The organism is Prauserella muralis, from assembly GCF_003202285.1.
Lineage (GTDB): Bacteria > Actinomycetota > Actinomycetes > Mycobacteriales > Pseudonocardiaceae > Prauserella_B > Prauserella_B muralis.
Window position 1 is genome coordinate 1,732,674 of sequence record NZ_MASW01000001.1, and the last position, 17,572, is coordinate 1,750,245.

Annotated in this window: 17 protein-coding genes; 10 read left to right on the plus strand and 7 right to left on the minus strand. The window is 70.9% G+C overall.

What is annotated here, in order from left to right:
- Positions 1-5: 5 nt before the first annotated feature.
- Positions 6-1,274, minus strand: coding sequence for a D-alanyl-D-alanine carboxypeptidase family protein (locus BAY60_RS09305; protein WP_425466455.1), 1,269 nt, complete (start codon positions 1,272-1,274; stop codon positions 6-8).
- A 42-nt stretch (positions 1,275-1,316) separates the two neighbouring features.
- Between BAY60_RS09305 and BAY60_RS09310 the strand changes: the two genes are divergently transcribed.
- From BAY60_RS09310 to BAY60_RS09320, 3 genes are all read left to right on the plus strand, one after another.
- On the plus strand, positions 1,317-1,574 hold the full coding sequence (locus tag BAY60_RS09310; protein ID WP_112280827.1) for an SCO4848 family membrane protein: 258 nt from the start codon (positions 1,317-1,319) through the stop codon (positions 1,572-1,574).
- 76 nt (positions 1,575-1,650) lie between these two features.
- Positions 1,651-2,838: an NAD(P)/FAD-dependent oxidoreductase gene (locus BAY60_RS09315; RefSeq protein WP_112280828.1), complete on the plus strand. Its 1,188-nt coding sequence runs from the start codon at positions 1,651-1,653 to the stop codon at positions 2,836-2,838.
- 33 nt (positions 2,839-2,871) lie between these two features.
- Positions 2,872-3,768: an RNA polymerase sigma-70 factor gene (locus BAY60_RS09320; RefSeq protein ID WP_112280333.1), complete on the plus strand. Its 897-nt coding sequence runs from the start codon at positions 2,872-2,874 to the stop codon at positions 3,766-3,768.
- 16 nt (positions 3,769-3,784) lie between these two features.
- Here the strand turns inward: BAY60_RS09320 and BAY60_RS09325 are convergent, their stop codons facing one another.
- The 5 genes from BAY60_RS09325 to sdhC all read right to left on the minus strand — a co-directional run bounded on the left by BAY60_RS09325 (position 3,785) and on the right by sdhC (position 7,903).
- Positions 3,785-4,276: a hypothetical protein gene (locus tag BAY60_RS09325; protein ID WP_245992384.1), complete on the minus strand. Its 492-nt coding sequence runs from the start codon at positions 4,274-4,276 to the stop codon at positions 3,785-3,787.
- Between the two features lie 119 nt (positions 4,277-4,395).
- A complete protein-coding gene (locus tag BAY60_RS09330) occupies positions 4,396-5,172 on the minus strand; it encodes a succinate dehydrogenase iron-sulfur subunit (protein ID WP_112280334.1) in 777 nt (258 codons plus the stop codon).
- 37 nt (positions 5,173-5,209) lie between these two features.
- Positions 5,210-7,006 carry a succinate dehydrogenase flavoprotein subunit gene (gene sdhA, locus BAY60_RS09335; protein ID WP_112280335.1) on the minus strand — a complete coding sequence of 599 codons (1,797 nt, stop codon included), beginning with the start codon at positions 7,004-7,006 and terminating at the stop codon, positions 5,210-5,212.
- Positions 7,007-7,031: 25 nt separating this feature from the next.
- A complete protein-coding gene (locus BAY60_RS09340) occupies positions 7,032-7,457 on the minus strand; it encodes a succinate dehydrogenase hydrophobic membrane anchor subunit (RefSeq protein WP_112280336.1) in 426 nt (141 codons plus the stop codon).
- Complete coding sequence (sdhC, locus tag BAY60_RS09345) at positions 7,457-7,903, minus strand: succinate dehydrogenase, cytochrome b556 subunit (protein ID WP_112280337.1); 447 nt, start codon at positions 7,901-7,903, stop codon at positions 7,457-7,459. Before sdhC ends, BAY60_RS09340 begins: the two co-directional genes overlap by 1 nt.
- 408 nt (positions 7,904-8,311) lie before the next feature.
- Between sdhC and BAY60_RS09350 the strand changes: the two genes are divergently transcribed.
- The 6 genes from BAY60_RS09350 (at position 8,312) to BAY60_RS09375 (ending at position 15,149) form a co-directional block, all read left to right on the plus strand.
- Positions 8,312-9,445 (plus strand): BMP family lipoprotein, encoded by a 1,134-nt coding sequence (locus BAY60_RS09350; RefSeq protein ID WP_170160337.1) that lies wholly within the window; start codon positions 8,312-8,314, stop codon positions 9,443-9,445.
- A gap of 86 nt (positions 9,446-9,531) precedes the next feature.
- On the plus strand, positions 9,532-11,073 hold the full coding sequence (locus BAY60_RS09355; RefSeq protein WP_112280338.1) for an ABC transporter ATP-binding protein: 1,542 nt from the start codon (positions 9,532-9,534) through the stop codon (positions 11,071-11,073).
- On the plus strand, positions 11,070-12,164 hold the full coding sequence (locus BAY60_RS09360) for an ABC transporter permease (protein WP_112280339.1): 1,095 nt from the start codon (positions 11,070-11,072) through the stop codon (positions 12,162-12,164). The genes BAY60_RS09355 and BAY60_RS09360 overlap by 4 nt, the downstream gene beginning before the upstream one ends.
- The gene (locus BAY60_RS09365; protein WP_112280340.1) at positions 12,161-13,438 is read left to right on the plus strand and encodes an ABC transporter permease; all 1,278 of its coding nucleotides are present in this window, start codon (positions 12,161-12,163) and stop codon (positions 13,436-13,438) included. The genes BAY60_RS09360 and BAY60_RS09365 overlap by 4 nt, the downstream gene beginning before the upstream one ends.
- The gene (locus tag BAY60_RS09370; RefSeq protein ID WP_112280341.1) at positions 13,438-13,848 is read left to right on the plus strand and encodes a cytidine deaminase; all 411 of its coding nucleotides are present in this window, start codon (positions 13,438-13,440) and stop codon (positions 13,846-13,848) included. The genes BAY60_RS09365 and BAY60_RS09370 overlap by 1 nt, the downstream gene beginning before the upstream one ends.
- On the plus strand, positions 13,845-15,149 hold the full coding sequence (locus BAY60_RS09375; protein ID WP_112280342.1) for a thymidine phosphorylase: 1,305 nt from the start codon (positions 13,845-13,847) through the stop codon (positions 15,147-15,149). Before BAY60_RS09370 ends, BAY60_RS09375 begins: the two co-directional genes overlap by 4 nt.
- Before the next feature lie 6 nt (positions 15,150-15,155).
- On the opposite strand, the gene BAY60_RS09380 is transcribed toward BAY60_RS09375, so the two are convergent.
- Complete coding sequence (locus BAY60_RS09380) at positions 15,156-16,211, minus strand: coiled-coil domain-containing protein (RefSeq protein ID WP_112280343.1); 1,056 nt, start codon at positions 16,209-16,211, stop codon at positions 15,156-15,158.
- A 231-nt stretch (positions 16,212-16,442) separates the two neighbouring features.
- Between BAY60_RS09380 and BAY60_RS09385 the strand changes: the two genes are divergently transcribed.
- Positions 16,443-17,534 (plus strand): adenosine deaminase, encoded by a 1,092-nt coding sequence (locus BAY60_RS09385; protein ID WP_112280344.1) that lies wholly within the window; start codon positions 16,443-16,445, stop codon positions 17,532-17,534.
- The last annotated feature ends 38 nt before the right edge of the window (positions 17,535-17,572 follow it).

Genomic DNA, 17,572 nt, shown 5'->3' on the forward strand with positions numbered 1-17,572 from the left:
CCCGCCTACTCGGGCCGCTGCAGCAGGCCCCGGCGGTGGGCGACGAGCAGCCCCACTCCGACGATCACGATGACGATGAGCGTGACGACCCAGCCGGTGGTGCCGAACGGGTCCTCCACGCTGGTGGCGGCCACCTCCGGGCCGTCCTCGGCGGGCGCGGCCGCCGCCATCTCGGAGGGCGAGCCCGTGGGGACCGTGATCCGGCCCACCGGCTGGGCGCCGCTCGCCGCGAGCGCGAAACCGTAGTCCAGCAGCCGCTGCGCCTGCTCGGACACGGGCCTCGGCCGCTGCTCGGCCCGCAGCATCACCAGGCCGATCCGCGTGCCGTCCCGCTCGGCGGCGCCCGCGTAGGTGTGCCGGGCGTCGTCGGTGAACCCGGTCTTGCCGCCGAGGAAGCCGGGGAAGGTGCCCCACAGCTTGTTGTCGTTGTAGACCGGGTAGTCCGGCTCGCCGGGGCCGCCGGGGAAGACCATGTGCCGGGTGCCGACCGCCTCGGCGTAGGCGGGCTGGCGCATGGCGTAGCCGAACACCAGGCTCATGTCGTAGGCCGAGGTCATCATGCCCGGTCCGTCCAAACCGGACGGGGTGGCCGCGCGCGTGTCCTTCGCGCCGAGCCGTTCGGCGAGCTCGTTCATCTTCCGCACGGCCACCGGCACGCCGCCGAGTGCGGTGCCGAGTGCGTGCGCGACGTCGTTGCCCGAGCGCATCAACAGCGCGTGCAGCAGCTCGTCCACTGTGTACCGGCCGCCCGCGACGATCCCGACGCAGGTGCACTCCTGGTTGGCGTCCTCCTTGGTGGGCACCACGACCTGGTCCGGGTCGAGCTCGTCGATCACCACGAGCGCGAGCAGCGTCTTGATCAGCGACGCGGGCCGCTGCCTGCCGTGCGGGTCCTTGGCCGCGATGATCTGGCCGGTGTCGAGGTTCTGCAGCATCCACGACGCGGCGGTGTCCGGCCGGGGCGGTGCGGGTGCGCCGGAGGGGAGCACGAGCCCGCACTCGGCCATGCGCTCGCCGCCCGCCGGGGTCGCGGGCACCGGCAGCGGCGCGGGGGAGGGCACCCCTGGAGGGGGTTGCTCCGACGTGTCCACCGGGGGCGGTGGCAACAGCCGGTTGTCGCAGCCCGCGGGCGGCGGCTGGGTCAGGGTCTGCGCTGAGGCGGGCAGCGCGGCGGGGCCGAGCCCGGCCAGCAGGCCGGTCAGCAGGACGAGGGCGGTTCCCCGGACGACAACACGAGCGGGACGAGCGAGACGAGCGAGACGGGCACTGCGCACCCGTGCAGGCTAACCGTGAACCCGGCCGCGATACTGGGCGGTATGCGGATGTCTCGGCGCACGTCACTCTTTCTGCTGGCTTTCGGCGTGTGGTCCTGGATCATCTGGATCACCTTTGCCAGGAACCTCTGGGCCAGCGACGACGCGTGGACCGCGGACGGGTCGCCGACCTCGTTCTTCGTGGTGCACGCCGTGCTCGCGGTGGTGTCCTTCGTGCTCGGCACGATCATCGGTGTGATCGGCTGGCGCGGGCTGCGGGCGAGCAGCCGCCCCGGCGCCGAACCTCCGCCCGGGCAGTGATCTGCATCACACCCTGTCAGGATGGTCGCCGGCGCGGTGTCTGGTGTCCGAACCCGTCGAAACGGAGGGAGACACCATGGCCGGCAACACCGAGGTGGTCGTGATCGGCGGCGGATACGCCGGTGTCATGGCGGCAAACCGCCTGACGCGGCGCGACGACGTGACCGTGACCCTGGTCAACTCGCGTCCGGCGTTCGTCCAGCGCGTCCGGCTGCACCAGCTGGTCGGCGGCTCCGACGACGCGGTGGTGGACTACCGCGACGTCCTCGCCGAGGGCGTCCGGCTGGTCGTCGGCACCGTCGCGCACATCGAGACGGCCGAGCGCAGCGTGACACTGGAGAGCGGCGACGCGCTCGGCTACGACTACCTGGTCTATGCGGTGGGCAGCGGCAGCGCCGATCCGGGGGTGCCGGGCGCGGCCGAGTTCGCGTATCCGGCGGCCAGCCTGGAGCAGGCGCAGCGGCTGCGGTCCGTTCTCGAGGACACGCCCCTGAAGGCACCGGTGACGGTGGTCGGTGGTGGTCCGCTCGGCATCGAGACGGCCGCCGAGCTCGCGGAGCTGGGCCGCACCGTGACCCTGGTCTGCGGCGAGCGGCTCGGCCCGTATCTGCATCCCCGCGGCAGGCGCTCCGTGGCCAAGGGCCTGTCCGCGCTGAACGTGACCGTGCTCGACGGCCCTGGTGCGACCGTGGCCGCCGTGACCGCCGAGGCCGTGCGGCTCGCCGAGGGCAGGGAGCTGCCGAGCGCGGTGACGGTCTGGACCGCGGGCTTCGGCGTCCCGGACCTGGCCCGGCGCAGCGGGCTGAGCACCGATGCGGCGGGCCGCCTGCTCACCGACGAGACGCTGACCAGTGTGGACGACGAGCGCATCGTCGCGACCGGGGACGCGGCGGCGCCGTCGGGCCTGCCGCTGCGCATGAGCTGCCAGGCCGCTCTCCCGCTGGGCACGCACGCGGCCGACACCGTGCTCAGCAGGATCGCGGGGGAGCGGCCCGCGGACTTCGACAGGGGGATCGGTGCGATGTGCGTCAGCCTGGGGCGGCGGATCGGCGTCTTCCAGTTCGCCCGTTTCGACGACACCGCGATCGGGCTGCACGTGAGCGGTCGCCTCGGTGCCAAGCTCAAGGAGTCCGCGTGCCAGAGCCCGGTCAAGCAGCTGGCGCACGAGGCGCGCAAGCCTGGTTCGCACAGGTGGCCGGTGAAGGACTCCACGCGCAGGCGGCGGGTCGAGGCCCAGCGCGCCGAGGCACCGGCGGGCCGGTGACCGGCACGACCGGCACGGGGAGGGGCACGAGACATGAGCGAGCACGCCGGTGACGCGGCCACCGAGGCGTTCGTGGCGCACCGCAACCTGTTGTTCACCGTCGCCTACGAGCTGCTCGGCTCGGCGGCCGACGCCGAGGACGTCCTGCAGGAGACCTGGCTGCGGTGGGTTGCGGTGGACCTCGGGCAGGTGCGTGACCGGCGTGCCTACCTCGTGCGGATCACGACCCGGCAGGCGCTCAACCGGCTGCGCACGCTGAAACGCCGCAGGGAGACCTACGTCGGCCCCTGGCTGCCGGAGCCGGTGCTCACCGCGCCGGACGTCGCCGACGACGTCGAGCTCGCCGAGAGCATGTCGATGGCGCTGATGCTCGTGCTGGAGACGCTCTCGCCGGCCGAACGTGCCGTGTTCGTGCTGCGCGAGGCGTTCGGCATCGGCTACGACGAGATCGCCGACGCCCTCGGCAAGACCCCCGCGGCTGTCCATCAGATCGCGCACCGCGCCCGCAGGCACGTCGAGGCCCGCAGGCCGCGCGAGGCGGCGTCCCCGGCCCAGACGCGGGCGGCCCTGCAGGCGTTCCAGCGCGCACTGGAAACGAGCGACCTGCAGGGCCTGCTCGACGTGCTGGCCCCCGAGGTCGTCGCCATCAGCGACGGTGGCGGGGTCAAACAGGCCGCGCCGCATCCGATCGTCGGCGCCGACAAGGTGGGCCGCTTCATCCTCGGCGGCGTCGGCAGGTTCGGCGTCAGGATCACCGTCGGCCCGACCGTGGTCAACGGCCACCCGGCACTCGTCGTGCGCGCGGACGGCGAACTCGACGGCATCCTGGCGGCCCGGGTCGAGGGCGGCCGCATCACCGGCCTGTACTACGTCCGCAACCCGGCGAAGCTGACCCACGTCGTGTCCGAGACCCCGCTCACCCGGCCCTGACCGCCGAGCACCGCCGTCACCGGTCGCGGCGGGGCAGCAGCCGTGCGAGCAGCGAGGCGACCGCACCGGCGAGCGCGCCGACGACGGTGCCGGTGACCACGCTGCTGACGAACGCGAACGCACGCAGCAGCACGGTCTCGGTGCCGGGGTCGAGCACCCCGACCAGGTTGCCCCCGAGGGTGGGCTCCTCGGTGAAGGACTCGCTCCACAGCACCTGGTGCGTGACGGCCAGCAGCAGCCCGTAGACCAGGCCGACGGCGAGCAGCGCGCGCATCGGGCTGGGCACGCGGAGGGCGAGCACCACCAGCACCCAGACGACGGGCGGGGCGAAGACCAGCACCGCGTTGAGGGCGGGCCCGGCCGCGTCCAGGTCGTGCAGCACGGCGCGCGGCACGGCCAGCACCGCGAGCCCGGCGACGGCGAGCGGCGATAGCCCGGTGGCGGTTCGTTCGGATCGTTCGGTCGGCACGAGCGCACGGTAGGCGGCGGCCGTCGCCCTGGTCGTCATCCGGGAGTGGTGTTCCCGCGGGGGGCGCGTACTCCCGTGGTTGCCGCCCCCTCCGGACGGGAAAGGCCGGCCCGGTCGGACTGCGACCGGGCCGGCCTCTCGTGGCGTCGAGGGAGATGTCAGACGCGCTTGAACAGCAGCGCGCGCTTGACCTCCTGGATCGCCTTGGTCACCTGGATGCCACGTGGGCAGGCGTCGGTGCAGTTGAACGTGGTGCGGCAGCGCCACACACCCTCGGCGTCGTTGAGGATGTCCAGCCGCTCCTCGGAGCCCTCGTCCCGCGAGTCGAAGATGAACCGGTGCGCGTTGACGATGGCGGCGGGGCCGAAGTACGAGCCGTCGGCCCAGTACACCGGACAGGAGGAGGTGCAGGCGGCGCACAGGATGCACTTCGTGGTGTCGTCGAAGCGCTCGCGGTCGGCCTGGGACTGGATCCGCTCCCGGGTCGGCTCGTTGCCGTAGGCGATGAGGTAGGGCTTCACCGCGCGGTAGGCCTCGAAGAAGGGCTCCATGTCGACATAGAGGTCCTTCATCGTGGGCAGGCCCTTGATCGGTGCCACCGTGATCGTGGTCTGCTTGCCCTTCTTGGCCAGCAGGTCCTTGACGAGCACCTTGCACGCCAGCCGGTTGATGCCGTTGATCTGCATGGCGTCCGAGCCGCAGATCCCGTGCGCGCACGAGCGCCGGAACGACAGCGTGCCGTCCACATAGTTCTTGATGTTGAACAGCAGGTTCAGCACCCGGTCGGTGGGCAGCGCCGGGACGTCGTAGGACTCCCAGTGCGGCTCGTCGTCCACCTCGGGGTTGAACCGCAGGATCTTCACCGTGACGGTGACCGAGCCCTCCGGCGCGGGGATCTGCGAGGTGTCGTGAGCGGTGTCGGCTACAGCGGTCATTTCGCTTCCTCCGCGGGAAGGAGTACGTCGGAAGGCATCAGTACTTGCGCTCCATCGGCTCGTACCGGGTGAAGGTCACCGGCTTGTAGTCCAACCGGATGTCGGAAAGGAACCCGGCGATCCCGAGTGGCATGTCGGGGGCCGTGTCCTTGCCGTCCTCCGGCAGGATCTTGTACGACATCGAGTGCCGCATGAAGTTCACGTCGTCGCGGTTCGGGTAGTCCTCGCGGGCGTGCCCGCCGCGCGACTCCTTGCGCGCCAGCGCCGCGTTGACCAGGATCTCGGCCAGGTCCAGCAGGAAGCCCAGCTCGATGGCCTCCAGCAGGTCGGTGTTGTACCGCATCCCCTTGTCGTGCACGGCGATCCGGCCGTAGCGCTCCTTGAGCGCCTGCACGTCGGTCAGCGCCTGCTTGAGCGTGTCCTCCGTGCGGTACACCGCCGCGTTGGTGTCCATCGTGCGCTGCAGCTCGGTGCGGATGTCGGCCACCCGCTCGCCGCCGGTGGCCGTGCGCAGGTGGCCGACCATGCTCTCGACGAGCCCCGCCGGGTTCTCCGGCAGCTCGACGTAGTCGCGGCCCTGCGCGTACTCCGCCGCCGCGATGCCCGCCCTGCGGCCGAACACGTTGATGTCCAGCAGCGAGTTGGTGCCCAGCCGGTTGGCGCCGTGCACCGACACGCACGCCACCTCACCGGCGGCGTACAGGCCGGGGATGACGTTGTCGTTGTCCCGCAACGCCTCGCCGTGCACGTTGGTGGGGATGCCGCCCATCGCGTAGTGCGCGGTCGGGTACACCGGCACCGGCTCGTGCACCGGGTCGACGCCCAGGTAGGTGCGTGCGAACTCGGTGATGTCGGGCAGCTTGGTCTCCAGCACCTCGGCACCGAGGTGGGTGCAGTCGAGGTACACGTAGTCCTTGTTCGGGCCCGCGCCCCGGCCCTCCAGCACCTCGAGCACCATCGAGCGGGCCACGATGTCGCGCGGCGCCAGGTCCTTGATGGTCGGCGCGTAGCGTTCCATGAACCGCTCGCCCGACTCGTTGCGCAGGATCGCGCCCTCGCCGCGGGCGCCCTCGGTGAGCAGGATGCCCAGCCCGGCGAGGCCGGTGGGGTGGAACTGGTAGAACTCCATGTCCTCCAGCGGCAGGCCCTTGCGCGCGTAGATGCCCATCCCGTCGCCGGTGAGCGTGTGCGCGTTCGACGTGGTCTTGAAGACCTTGCCGAAGCCGCCGGTGGCGAACACGATCGACTTTGCCTGGAACACATGGATCTCACCGGTGGCGAGCTCGTACGCGATCGCGCCCGAGGCCACCGGTCCGTCCGGGGTGTCGGTGAGCACGACGTCGAGGACGTAGAACTCGTTGAAGAACTCGATGCCGTGCTTGACGCAGTTCTGGTACAGCGTCTGCAGGATCATGTGACCGGTGCGGTCGGCCGCGTAGCAGGAGCGGCGCACCGCCGCCTTGCCGTGGTCACGCGTGTGGCCGCCGAAGCGCCGCTGGTCGATCTTGCCCTCGGGCGTCCGGTTGAACGGCAGCCCCATCTTCTCCAGGTCCAGCACCGCGTCGATGGCCTCCTTGGCCATGATCTCCGCGGCGTCCTGGTCGGTGAGGTAGTCGCCACCCTTGACGGTGTCGAAGGTGTGCCACTCCCAGTTGTCCTCTTCGACGTTGGCCAGCGCGGCGCACATGCCGCCCTGCGCGGCGCCGGTGTGCGAGCGGGTGGGGTAGAGCTTGGTCAGCACCGCGGTGCGGGTGCGCTGCCCCGCCTCGATCGCCGCGCGCATGCCTGCACCGCCCGCTCCGACGATCACCACGTCGTACTTGTGAAACCGCATAGTCTCGAACTTTCGTGTGGTGGGATCAGCTGGCCGGGATGTCGGGATCGAACGTGAAGATCACCAGCGTGCCGAGCACGAGGATGACGGCCATCGCGACGTAGAGCAGCATCTTCAGCCAGAACCGGGTGGAGTCCCTGCGCGCGTAGTCGTCGATGATGACGCGCAGGCCGTTGCCACCGTGCAGCTGCGCCAGCCACAGCATCAGCAGGTCCCAGGTCTGCCAGAACGGCGACGACCAGCGGCCCGCGACGAACGCGAAGTTGATGCGGTGCACACCGCCGTCGAGGATGTTCATGATGAACAGGTGGCCGAGCACCAGCACCACCAGCAGCAGGCCGGAGATGCGCATGAACACCCAGCTGTAGAGCTCGAAGTTGCTGCGCCGGGCGGCGGGCCTGCGCGGGGAGCGCGGCTTGTCGAGCGAGAGGGCCTCGGGGGTGACAGTCATCAGTGCCCGCCTCCGAACAGCTCGCTCACGGTGCGCTCCAGCATGAAGTAGGTGCCCGGGATCATCACGACGACCCAGACGCCGATGATCGCCCACAGCATGGGGCGCTGGTACTTCGCTCCCTTGGACCAGAAGTCCACGAGAATGACTCTGATCCCGTTCAGCGCGTGGTAGAGCACGGCGCCGACGAGACCGACCTCGAGCAGGTTGACGACCGGGCTCTTGTAGGTCTCGATGACCTCGTCGTAGGCGTTCGGGGACACGCGCACGAGCGCGGTGTCGAGCACGTGCACGAAGAGGAAGAAGAACGTGAGCACGCCGGTGATGCGGTGCATCACCCAGGACCACATGCCCGGGTCGCCCCGGTAGAACGTCCCGCTCCGGCGTGAGGCGCCCGTCCGATCACTCGCCCCCGCCTCGGCGGCGGTGCTCGCAGTGGTGGACATCGGTGTAGGCCTCCAACGTCACTGATGGACTGTAAGCCCGGCGGACCGCGACTTCGCCGAGGTCAGGGTCGTCGAGCGTGGATACGAACGGATGCTAGACCTGCTCCATTCGCGCGGCTCAACCTCGGGTTGTGCTCTGTGATGGACCGAACACCGACCAGCTCCCCGGCAGTGGTCCACGTCTCCTTCGGTGGGTGTGCCCGGTCACCCGATGCGAAACATTGTCACGTTCGGTGTGTGCACGGTCGCGCGTCCGGACCGCGAGTAAACATTTGGGTTACGCGCGGTGGCATCTGGATGCCGCCCATCTCACAGAGCGGTACGGTTCGCCAGTCGGCCCGGCAGCAGTTCGGGCCTTTCTCAGTTGTGACCGCTGGAACAGCGGGGAGGGAGAACACCGTGCGTCGAATGCGTGGTGGAACGCTGGCGGCGATCGCCATGGCCGGCGTGCTGACGTTGGCGGGGTGCGCCAAGGACTCGGGCAACGAGGGCCAGGCCGCCGGGGACGGCGGGGGTGAGGGCAACTGCATCACCGCGCAGGCGCCCCCTGCCCCCGAGAGCAGCCAGCGCGAGAGCGAGGCCCAGGGTGACGTGGACGCGAGCGACCTGCGGGTCGGCCTCGCCTTCGACGTCGGCGGGCGGGGCGACGCCTCCTTCAACGACGCGGCCGCGGCCGGTGTCGACAGGGCCAAGGAGGAGATGGGCGTCGGCAAGACCACCGAGAGCACCGCGGCGGGCACCGAGTCCGAGGACGCGAAGCAGCAGCGGCTCACCCAGATGGCCAACCAGGGCTTCGACCCGATCATCGCGGTCGGCTTCGCCTACGCCGAGGCGCTGAAGGCCGTCGCGCCGAGGTTCCCCGACACGAACTTCGCGATCGTCGACGACAACTCCGTGGAGGCGCCGAACGTCACCCCGCTCGTCTTCGCCGAGGAGCAGGGCTCGTTCCTGGCGGGCGTCGCGGCGGTCTACAAGAGCAAGAACTGCCACATCGGCTTCGTCGGCGGCGTGGACACGCCGCTGATCGAGAAGTTCGAGGCGGGCTACGTGCAGGGCGCGCAGGCGGTGTCGGACAACGTCGAGATCGAGCGGGACTACCTGACCCCCGCCGGTGACATCAGCGGCTTCAACGACCCCGGCAAGGGCAACGTCGTCGCCAAGTCCCAGATCGACAAGGGCGCCGACGTCGTCTACCACGCCGCGGGCGCGTCCGGTAAGGGCGTGTTCGAGGCCGCCAAGTCGGGCGGCGCCATGGCCATCGGCGTCGACTCCGACCAGTACGAGCAGAAGACGCTCTCCGGCGTCAGGGACGTGATCATCACCTCGATGCTCAAGCGGGTCGACGTGGCCGTGTACGACTACATCAGGGCGGTCGCGCAGGACGACCTCGGCAGTCTGCCCGAGCGGTTCGACCTCTCCGTGGACGGTGTCGGCTACGCCACCTCCGGCGGCAAGATCGACGACATCGTGCCGGTGCTCGAGGGCTACAAGAAGCAGATCATCGACGGCAAGATCACCGTCTCGGACACCGTCTCCGGCTGACGGCGAACACCCGGCCCGTGGGGCCCAGGGCGGCGATCCCGCTCCGGGCCCCACCTGCCGTTGTCGTGTGGAAGGCACGGGCATCCATGACCCAAGCGGCGCCGGTGGTCGAGCTCACCGGCATCACCAAGAGATTCCCCGGGGTGGTCGCCAACTCCGACGTGCACCTGACCGTGCGCGCCGGTGAGGTGCACGCCGTCTGCGGCGAGAACGGCGCGGGCAAGTCCACCCTGATGAAGATCCTCTACGGCATGCAGCAGCCGGACGAGGGCACGATCGCGGTCAACGGCGAGGTCGTGCGCCTGCGGAACCCGCAGGACGCCATCCGCGCCGGGATCGGCATGGTGCACCAGCACTTCATGCTCGCCGACAACCTCACCGTGCGCGAGAACGTGCTGCTCGGCGCCGAGAACCTGCACGGCATCGGCAAGGCGGCCAGAGACCGGCTGGCCGGGCTCGCCGAGCGCACGGGCCTGCGCGTCGATATGGACACGCTGGTGGAACGGCTCGGGGTCGCCGACCGGCAACGCGTGGAGATCGTCAAGGTCCTCTACCGCGGCGCCCGCATCGTCATCCTCGACGAGCCCACGGCCGTGCTCGTGCCGCAGGAGGTCGACGCGCTGTTCGAGACCATCCGCGCGATGCAGCGGGAGGGTTTCACCTTCATCTTCATCTCGCACAAGCTCGACGAGGTGCGCGCGATCGCCGACGAGGTGACCGTGATCCGCAGGGGCACCACCGTGGGGACGGTGGACCCGACGACGGTGAGCACCCGCCAGCTCGCCGAGATGATGGTCGGCTCCGAGCTGCCCAGCCCCGAGACCCGGGAGTCCACAGTGACCACCAGGGAGGTCCTGCGCGTCGCGGGGCTGCGGCTGGCGGCCGAGGGCTCCGAGCGGGCCGTGCTCGACGACATCTCCTTCACCGTGCGCGCGGGCGAGGTGCTGGGCATCGCCGGTGTCGAGGGCAACGGACAGACCGAGCTGGTCGAGACCATCATGGGCATGCGCAGGGCGAGCGCGGGCGGCATCGAGCTGGTCGACGCCGACGGCAACGCCCGCGACCTCACCCGCCTCGGCACGCTCGCCCGCAGGGAGGCCGGCATCGGCTACATCGCCGAGGACCGCACCCGGCACGGGCTGCTGCTGACGCAGCCGTTGTGGGCCAACCGGATTCTCGGCTACCAGACCCGCGAGCCCGTCTCCTCCGGCCACCTGATCGACCGTGCGGCTGCCAGGGAGGACACCGCGCGGATCGTCGAGCAGTACGACGTGCGCACGCCGGGCGTGGACGTCGCCGCCGGCGCGCTGTCCGGCGGCAACCAGCAGAAGCTCGTCGTGGGCAGGGAGCTGTCCTGCGCTCCGGTGTTGCTCATCGCCTCACACCCCACCCGCGGGGTGGACGTCGGGGCGCAGGCACTGATCTGGGAGCAGATCCGCACCGCGCGGCGCGACGGGCTGGCGGTGCTGCTCGTCTCCGCTGACCTGGACGAGCTGATCGGCCTCTCGGACACGATCCGGGTGATGCTGCGCGGCAGGCTGGTCACCGAGGCGGACCCGGCCACCGTCACCCCGAGCGAGCTGGGCTCGGCGATGACGGGAGCGGGCGAGACCGGGGAGGTCTTGTGAGGTCCTGGCGCACCGCGGTGCTGCCGCCGCTGCTGGCGATCGCGTTCGCCGCCGTCCTGTCGTCGGTCGCGCTGCTCATCTCCGGCGCCGACCCGCTGGAGGCGTTCGGCACGATGGGCGCGCAGCTGTTCAAGGGCACCACCGCCGTCGACACGGTCAACCTGGCCACGGTCTACTACCTGGCCGGGCTCGCGGTGGCGATCGGCTTCCAGATGAACCTGTTCAACATCGGCGTCGAGGGCCAGTACCGCTTCGCCGCCGTGGTCGCCGCGATCGTCGGCGGCGCGCTGGCGCTGCCGCCCGTGCTGCACACGCTGGCGATCCTGGTGGTGGCCGTGTTCTCCGGCGCGTTCTACGCGCTGCTGCCCGCGATCCTCAAGGTCACGCGGGGTGTCAGCGAGGTCATCACGACGATCATGCTGAACTCGATCGTCTTCGGCATCGTCGCGTTCCTCATCAACCCGGACCAGTTCGGCGTGCTGCAGGGCAACAACGTCAGCACCAAGGAGATCGAGCCCTCGGGCTGGATCCCCGGCATCCCGCTGGGCGACGCGGGCACCCTGTTCGGAGCCGTGCTGCTGGCCGCCGCCGTCGGCGCGGCGTACTGGTTCATGCTCAACCGCACGCGGTTCGGCTTCGAACTGCGGGCCAGCGGCGAGTCGCCGACGGCCGCCGCGGCCGGTGGCGTCAGCGCCAAGAAGATGACGATGACCGCCATGCTGCTCTCCGGCGCGGTGGCCGGGCTCATCGCGATGCCGGAGCTGCTCGGCCGCGACCACGTCTACGCCATGACCGCCACCCAGGGCTACGGGTTCACCGGTATCGCCGTGGCGCTGCTCGGCCGCAACCACCCGGCCGGTATCGCACTCGGCGCGCTGCTGTGGGCGTTTCTGGACAAGTCCGCGGTGTCGCTGGAGCAGATCCAGGTGCCGAGGGAGATCGCCACGATCATCCAGGGCACCATCGTGCTTTCGGTCGTCGTGGCCTACGAGATCGTCAAGCGCGCCGACCTGGCCGCCGAGCAGCGGCGGGTCGGGCGCGCGAGCCGCAACGGCAGACCCGCCACAGTGGCCGAAGGGGGTGCGGTGTGAGCACGACCGTGGATCCGACCCCGTCGCGGCCGCCGGTCACCGGGCCCGCGGGCCCGCCGAAGCGGCGGATTCCTGGCTGGGCGCGGGGTGCACTGTGGGCGGTGGGCGCCATCGCGGTGCTGTCCACGACCTCGTACCTGACCGGGATGAACACGCTCACCTCCAGCAGCACCGCGCAGACGGCGCTGCGGCTGGCGCTGCCGATCCTGCTCGCCGCGCTCGGCGGGCTGTGGGCGGAGCGCTCCGGCGTGATCAACATCGGGCTCGAGGGCATGATGATTCTCGGCACGTGGGGCGCGGCGTGGGGCGCGTTCTACGGCGGCGTGTGGGCCGGGCTGCTCGCGGCGATCCTCTTCGGCGGGCTCGGCGGCCTGCTGCACGCGCTGGCGACGGTGACGTTCAACGTCAACCACATCGTCTCCGGCGTGGCGATCAACCTGCTCGGGCTCGGCGTCACGAAGTACCTGGCGAACCTGGTGTTCGAGCCGCTGTCGGGCAACCCGAGGCAGTCGCCGCCGGTGCCGAAGTTCGACACGTACTCGGCGACGGTGCTCTCCGACTGGCTCGGCGAACTCGAGGACGCCCAGCGCGTCGGGATCTCCGACGCGGCGGGCCTGCTGCGCGGCCTCATCACGCAGGTGTCGCCGCTGGCGATGATCGCGCTGCTGCTGGTGCCGCTGAGCTACCTGGTGCTGTGGCGCACCCGGTTCGGGCTGCGGCTGCGGTCGTGCGGGGAGAACCCGGTGGCCGCCGAGTCGCTGGGCGTCAACGTGTACCTGCACAAGTACGTGGCGCTGGCGGTGTCCGGCGGACTCGCGGGCATGGGCGGTGCCTCGCTGGTGCTGCTGCCCGGCGGCGCCGACTACCTGGAGAACCAGACCAACGGGCGCGGGTTCATCGGGCTCGCGGCGATGATCTTCGGCAACTGGCGGCCCGGCGGCCTGCTCGGCGGTGCCGCGCTGTTCGGCTACTCCGACGGCCTGCAGCTGGCCGGCGGCGGCGAGGCGGTGCTCGCGCTGTGTTACGGCGCGGTGCTGCTGCTCGGGGTCATCGTGGTGGTGCAGCTCGTGCGGCGGCGCTGGCTGGCCGCCGCGCTGGCACTGGTGGGCGCGGGCGTCCTGTACTACATCTACTGGGCCAACGAGGAGCTGCCCGACGACCTCATCCCGTACACCCCGCATTTCGTGACGATCATCGTGCTCGCGGTGGCCGCGCAACGGCTCCGGCCACCACGCGCGATCGGGGCCCGGTACCGGCGCGGGGAGGGCGACTGATGGACACGGCGGGCGCGGCGAGCACAGTGGACTGGGAGCACCTGCGGCGGGAGGCCGTGCGGGCGGCCGCACTGGCGTACGCGCCGTACTCCGGCCTGCACGTCGGTGCCGCCGGGCTGGCCGACGACGGTCGGCTGGTCACCGGCTGCAATGTGGAGAACGCCTCCTACGGGCTGGCCCTGTGCGCCGAGTGCACGATGGCCGGTCAGCTGCGGCTCACCGGCGGTGGGCGGCTCGTGGCCGTGGCCTGCCGCAGCGGCGCCGGTGAGCTGCTGATGCCGTGCGGGCGGTGCCGCCAGATCCTCTTCGAACTGGGCGGAAGGGAGTGCCGGGTGGACACCCCGCGCGGCGTGCTGCCGCTGAACGAGGTCCTTCCGGACGCGTTCGGGCCCGCGGACCTGCCGTCATGACGGGCGCGCGGGAGCCGTTCGCGGCCGTCGACGTCATCCGCGCCAAGCGCGACGGCGCGCGGCTGCGCGACGAGCAGATCGCGTGGGTGGTCGACGCCTACACGCGGGGTGCGGTGGCCGAGGAGCAGATGGCCGCGCTCGCGATGGCGATCTTCCTGCGGGGCATGGACGCCGCCGAGACGGCGACCTGGACCGGCGCGATGATCGACTCGGGGGAGCGGCTGGCTCTGGCCACGACCCGGCCGACCGTCGACAAGCACTCCACCGGCGGCGTCGGCGACAAGATCACGTTGCCGCTGGCGCCGCTGGTGGCGGCGTGCGGGGCGGCGGTGCCGCAGCTGTCCGGGCGCGGCCTCGGGCACACCGGCGGCACCCTCGACAAGCTGGAGTCCATCCCGGGCTGGCGCGCGTCGCTCTCGGCGACCGAGATCGCCGCACAGCTGGAGGAGGTCGGCGCGGTGGTGTGCGCGGCCACGCCGTCGCTGGCGCCCGCCGACCGCAAGCTGTACGCCCTGCGCGACGTCACCGGCACCGTCGAGTCGGTGCCGCTCATCGCCAGCTCGATCATGAGCAAGAAGATCGCCGAGGGCTCCGCGGCACTGGTCCTCGACGTCAAGGTCGGCTCGGGGGCGTTCATGAAGACCCTCGGCCAGGCGCGGGAGCTGGCGCGGGCGCTCGTGGACATCGGCGCCGCGCACGGGGTGGCCACCACGGCGCTGCTCACCGACATGAGCGCGCCGCTCGGCGCCGCGGTCGGCAACGCGGTGGAGGTCGCCGAGGCGGTGGACGTGCTGCGCGGCGGAGGGCCCGCCGACGTCGTGGAGCTGACGCTGGCGCTGGCGCGGGAGATGCTGCAGCTGGCCGGGCTCGGTGAGCAGGACCCGGCGCGCGTGCTGGCCTCCGGCGAGGCCTACGAGACGTGGCGGCGGATGATCCGCGCGCAGGGCGGCGACCCGGATGCCGAGCTGCCGAAGCCTGCCCACGTGCACGTCGTCGAGTCGCCGGAGTCGGGCACGCTCGCGCGGCTCGACGCCTACGCGGTCGGCGTCGCGGCGTGGCGGCTCGGCGCGGGCCGGGCCCGCAAGGAGGACCCGGTGCAGGCCGCGGCGGGCATCCGCTGCCTTGCCAAGCCCGGTAAGCGTGTCGAACGCGGGCAGCCGCTGCTGGAGCTGCACACCGACACCCCGGACGCCGTTGCCCCCGCGCTGGAGGCGCTCACGGGCGCGTGGGCGGTGGCCGAACGCGACGATGCCCCCGCCGCGGGCGGCGAGGGCATCGTGCTGGAGACCGTGCGGGCCTAAGCGAGCTCAGTCCTCGGAGTCGGAGTCGGCCCCGCCGCTCGTCTTGGCCTTCGAGTCGGCGCCCTTCTGCGCGCGGCCGTTGCGGCGGCGCGGCTGCCGGGGCGCGGGCGGGGCGACCGCCACCGTCTGCGGGGCAGGGCCGCCGCCGAGCATCAGCTCCGCGAAGGTGGCCATGGCCTCATCGAGCTGGCCGCCGATGCGCCGCTCGGACTCCTCGTTGCTCTTGCGCACCACCGAGCTGAAGTAGTCGTTGTCCGGCTGCTTCGCCAGGGTGCCCTCGACCTTGGACAGTCCGGACTTCAGCGAGCCGTCCAGGTCGCCGAGCCGGCCGGTGAAGCCCTCCTCGACCTTGTCCAGCCTGCTCGCCAGCTCGTCGAGGCGGCTGGTCACGTTCTCGAGCCGGTTGCCCAGCGTGTCGAGACGCTCGGACGGGTCGACCATCTCGGCGGTCTCGGTCAGCGCGGTGCGCAGGGAGTCGCCGGTGGAGTTCAGCCGCTCCTTGGTGTCGGACTCGAAGCGCTCGACGCGCTCCTTGAGGTTCGACTCCATGGTGTCGATGCGCTCGCGCACCGGGCCGTGGACGGCGGCGGGCACCCCGTCGATCTTGTCGTCCTGCTTGTCGAGGTGGCCGCCGAGCTCGTCGAGCCTGCGGTGGATGCTCTCGAGCTTGTCCTCGAGGCCGTCCATCCGGCCCGCGACGCCCTCGAACCGGGCCGCGACTCCGTCGAGCCGCCCGTCCAGCTGGGCGAAGGGCTTGGCCAGCTTGTCGACGATGGCCTCCACGGCGCGGGCCAGGTCGGCCAGCGCGTTGTCCTGGGCCTCCAGGCGGGTCATGGCCTCGTCGAGCCGCTCGGCGAGGACACTGACCTCGGTGCGGTCGGGCAGCTCGGACAGCCGCTTGCGCACCGCGCCGAGGGAGTCGACCGGGGCCAGGCGGGCGTAGATGTCGTCGAGCGCGTCGAAGATCTGCTGCTGTTCGCTCTCGCGCACCTCGGCCGCGCGCACCAGCATGTTGCGCATGCGGTCGAAGGACGGGGCTGCAAGGTGGTTGTCAGTCGTCACTGCGGTTGTCCTTCATCGGCGGGGAAAAGATGGGACGTGAGCGGCAGCCTATCTAGCGGCTAATTGCTGAGGGTATCGCCCCTCCGAAATTGCCAATGACGTGCTACTCCGACGGCCGAATAACGAGATGGTCAACAAGCTGAGGGTTAAGTCGAACCTGAGACTTACGGCCGAGTAGGTGAACGGCTGCGACCGTTCGGCCTAGCGCCTGCTCGGCGGTACCTTCGAAGCATGTCGACGAGAACCGTCCCCTCCCCGGAAGAGCTGCGCGCGGCGCCCAAGGTCCTGCTCCACGACCACCTGGACGGTGGCCTGCGCCCGAGCACCGTCGTCGAGCTGGCCGAACAGACCGGCTACGACGGCCTGCCCACCACCGACGTCGCCGAGCTGGGCCGCTGGTTCACCAGGGCGGCCGACTCCGGCTCGCTGGAGAGCTACCTGGAGACCTTCGCCCACACCTGCGGCGTCATGCAGACCGAGGAGGCGCTGGCGAGGGTGGCGGCCGAGTGCGTCGAGGACCTGGCCGACGACGGTGTGGTCTACGCCGAGGTGCGCTACGCGCCGGAGCTGTTCACCGAAGGCGGCCTGTCACTCGATGCGGTGATCAAGGCTGTGCAGGCCGGTTTCACCGAGGGTGAGCGCCGGGTGGCCGAGCGGGGAGGCCGCATCCGCACCGGCACGCTGCTGTGCGCGATGCGCCAGCACGCGCGGGCGCTGGAGATCGCCGAGCTCGCCGTCCGCTACCGCGACGCGGGTGTCGTGGGATTCGACATCGCGGGCCCGGAAGCGGGATTTCCGCCCACCCGGAATCTGGACGCATTCGAATACATGCGCGTGAACAATGCGCATTTCACCATTCATGCGGGCGAGGCGTTCGGGCTCGCGTCGATCTGGGAGGCGATTCAGCATTGCGGCGCCGAACGGCTCGGCCACGGCGTGCGCATCGTCGACGACATCAAGACCTCGGCCGACGGCAAGGTGGAACTGGGCAGGCTCGCCGCCTACGTCCGCGACCGTCGCATCCCGCTGGAGCTGTGCCCGTCCTCCAACGTGCAGACCGGAGCGGTCGGCTCGATCGCGGAGCATCCCATCGGGCTGCTGGCCCGGCTGCGTTTCCGGATCACGGTCAACACCGACAACCGGCTGATGAGCGGCTGCTCGATGTCGTCGGAGTTCGCCGCGCTCGTCGACGCCTTCGGCTTCGGCTGGGCCGAAGTGCAGTGGTGCACGATCAACGCCATGAAATCGGCGTTCATCGATTTCGACCAACGGCTCGATCTGATCAACAACGTGATCAAGCCCTGGTACGCCGAGCGGGTCTGAGTTTTTCGCGCCGGCACCGTCTTGCGGTGCTTAGCCAT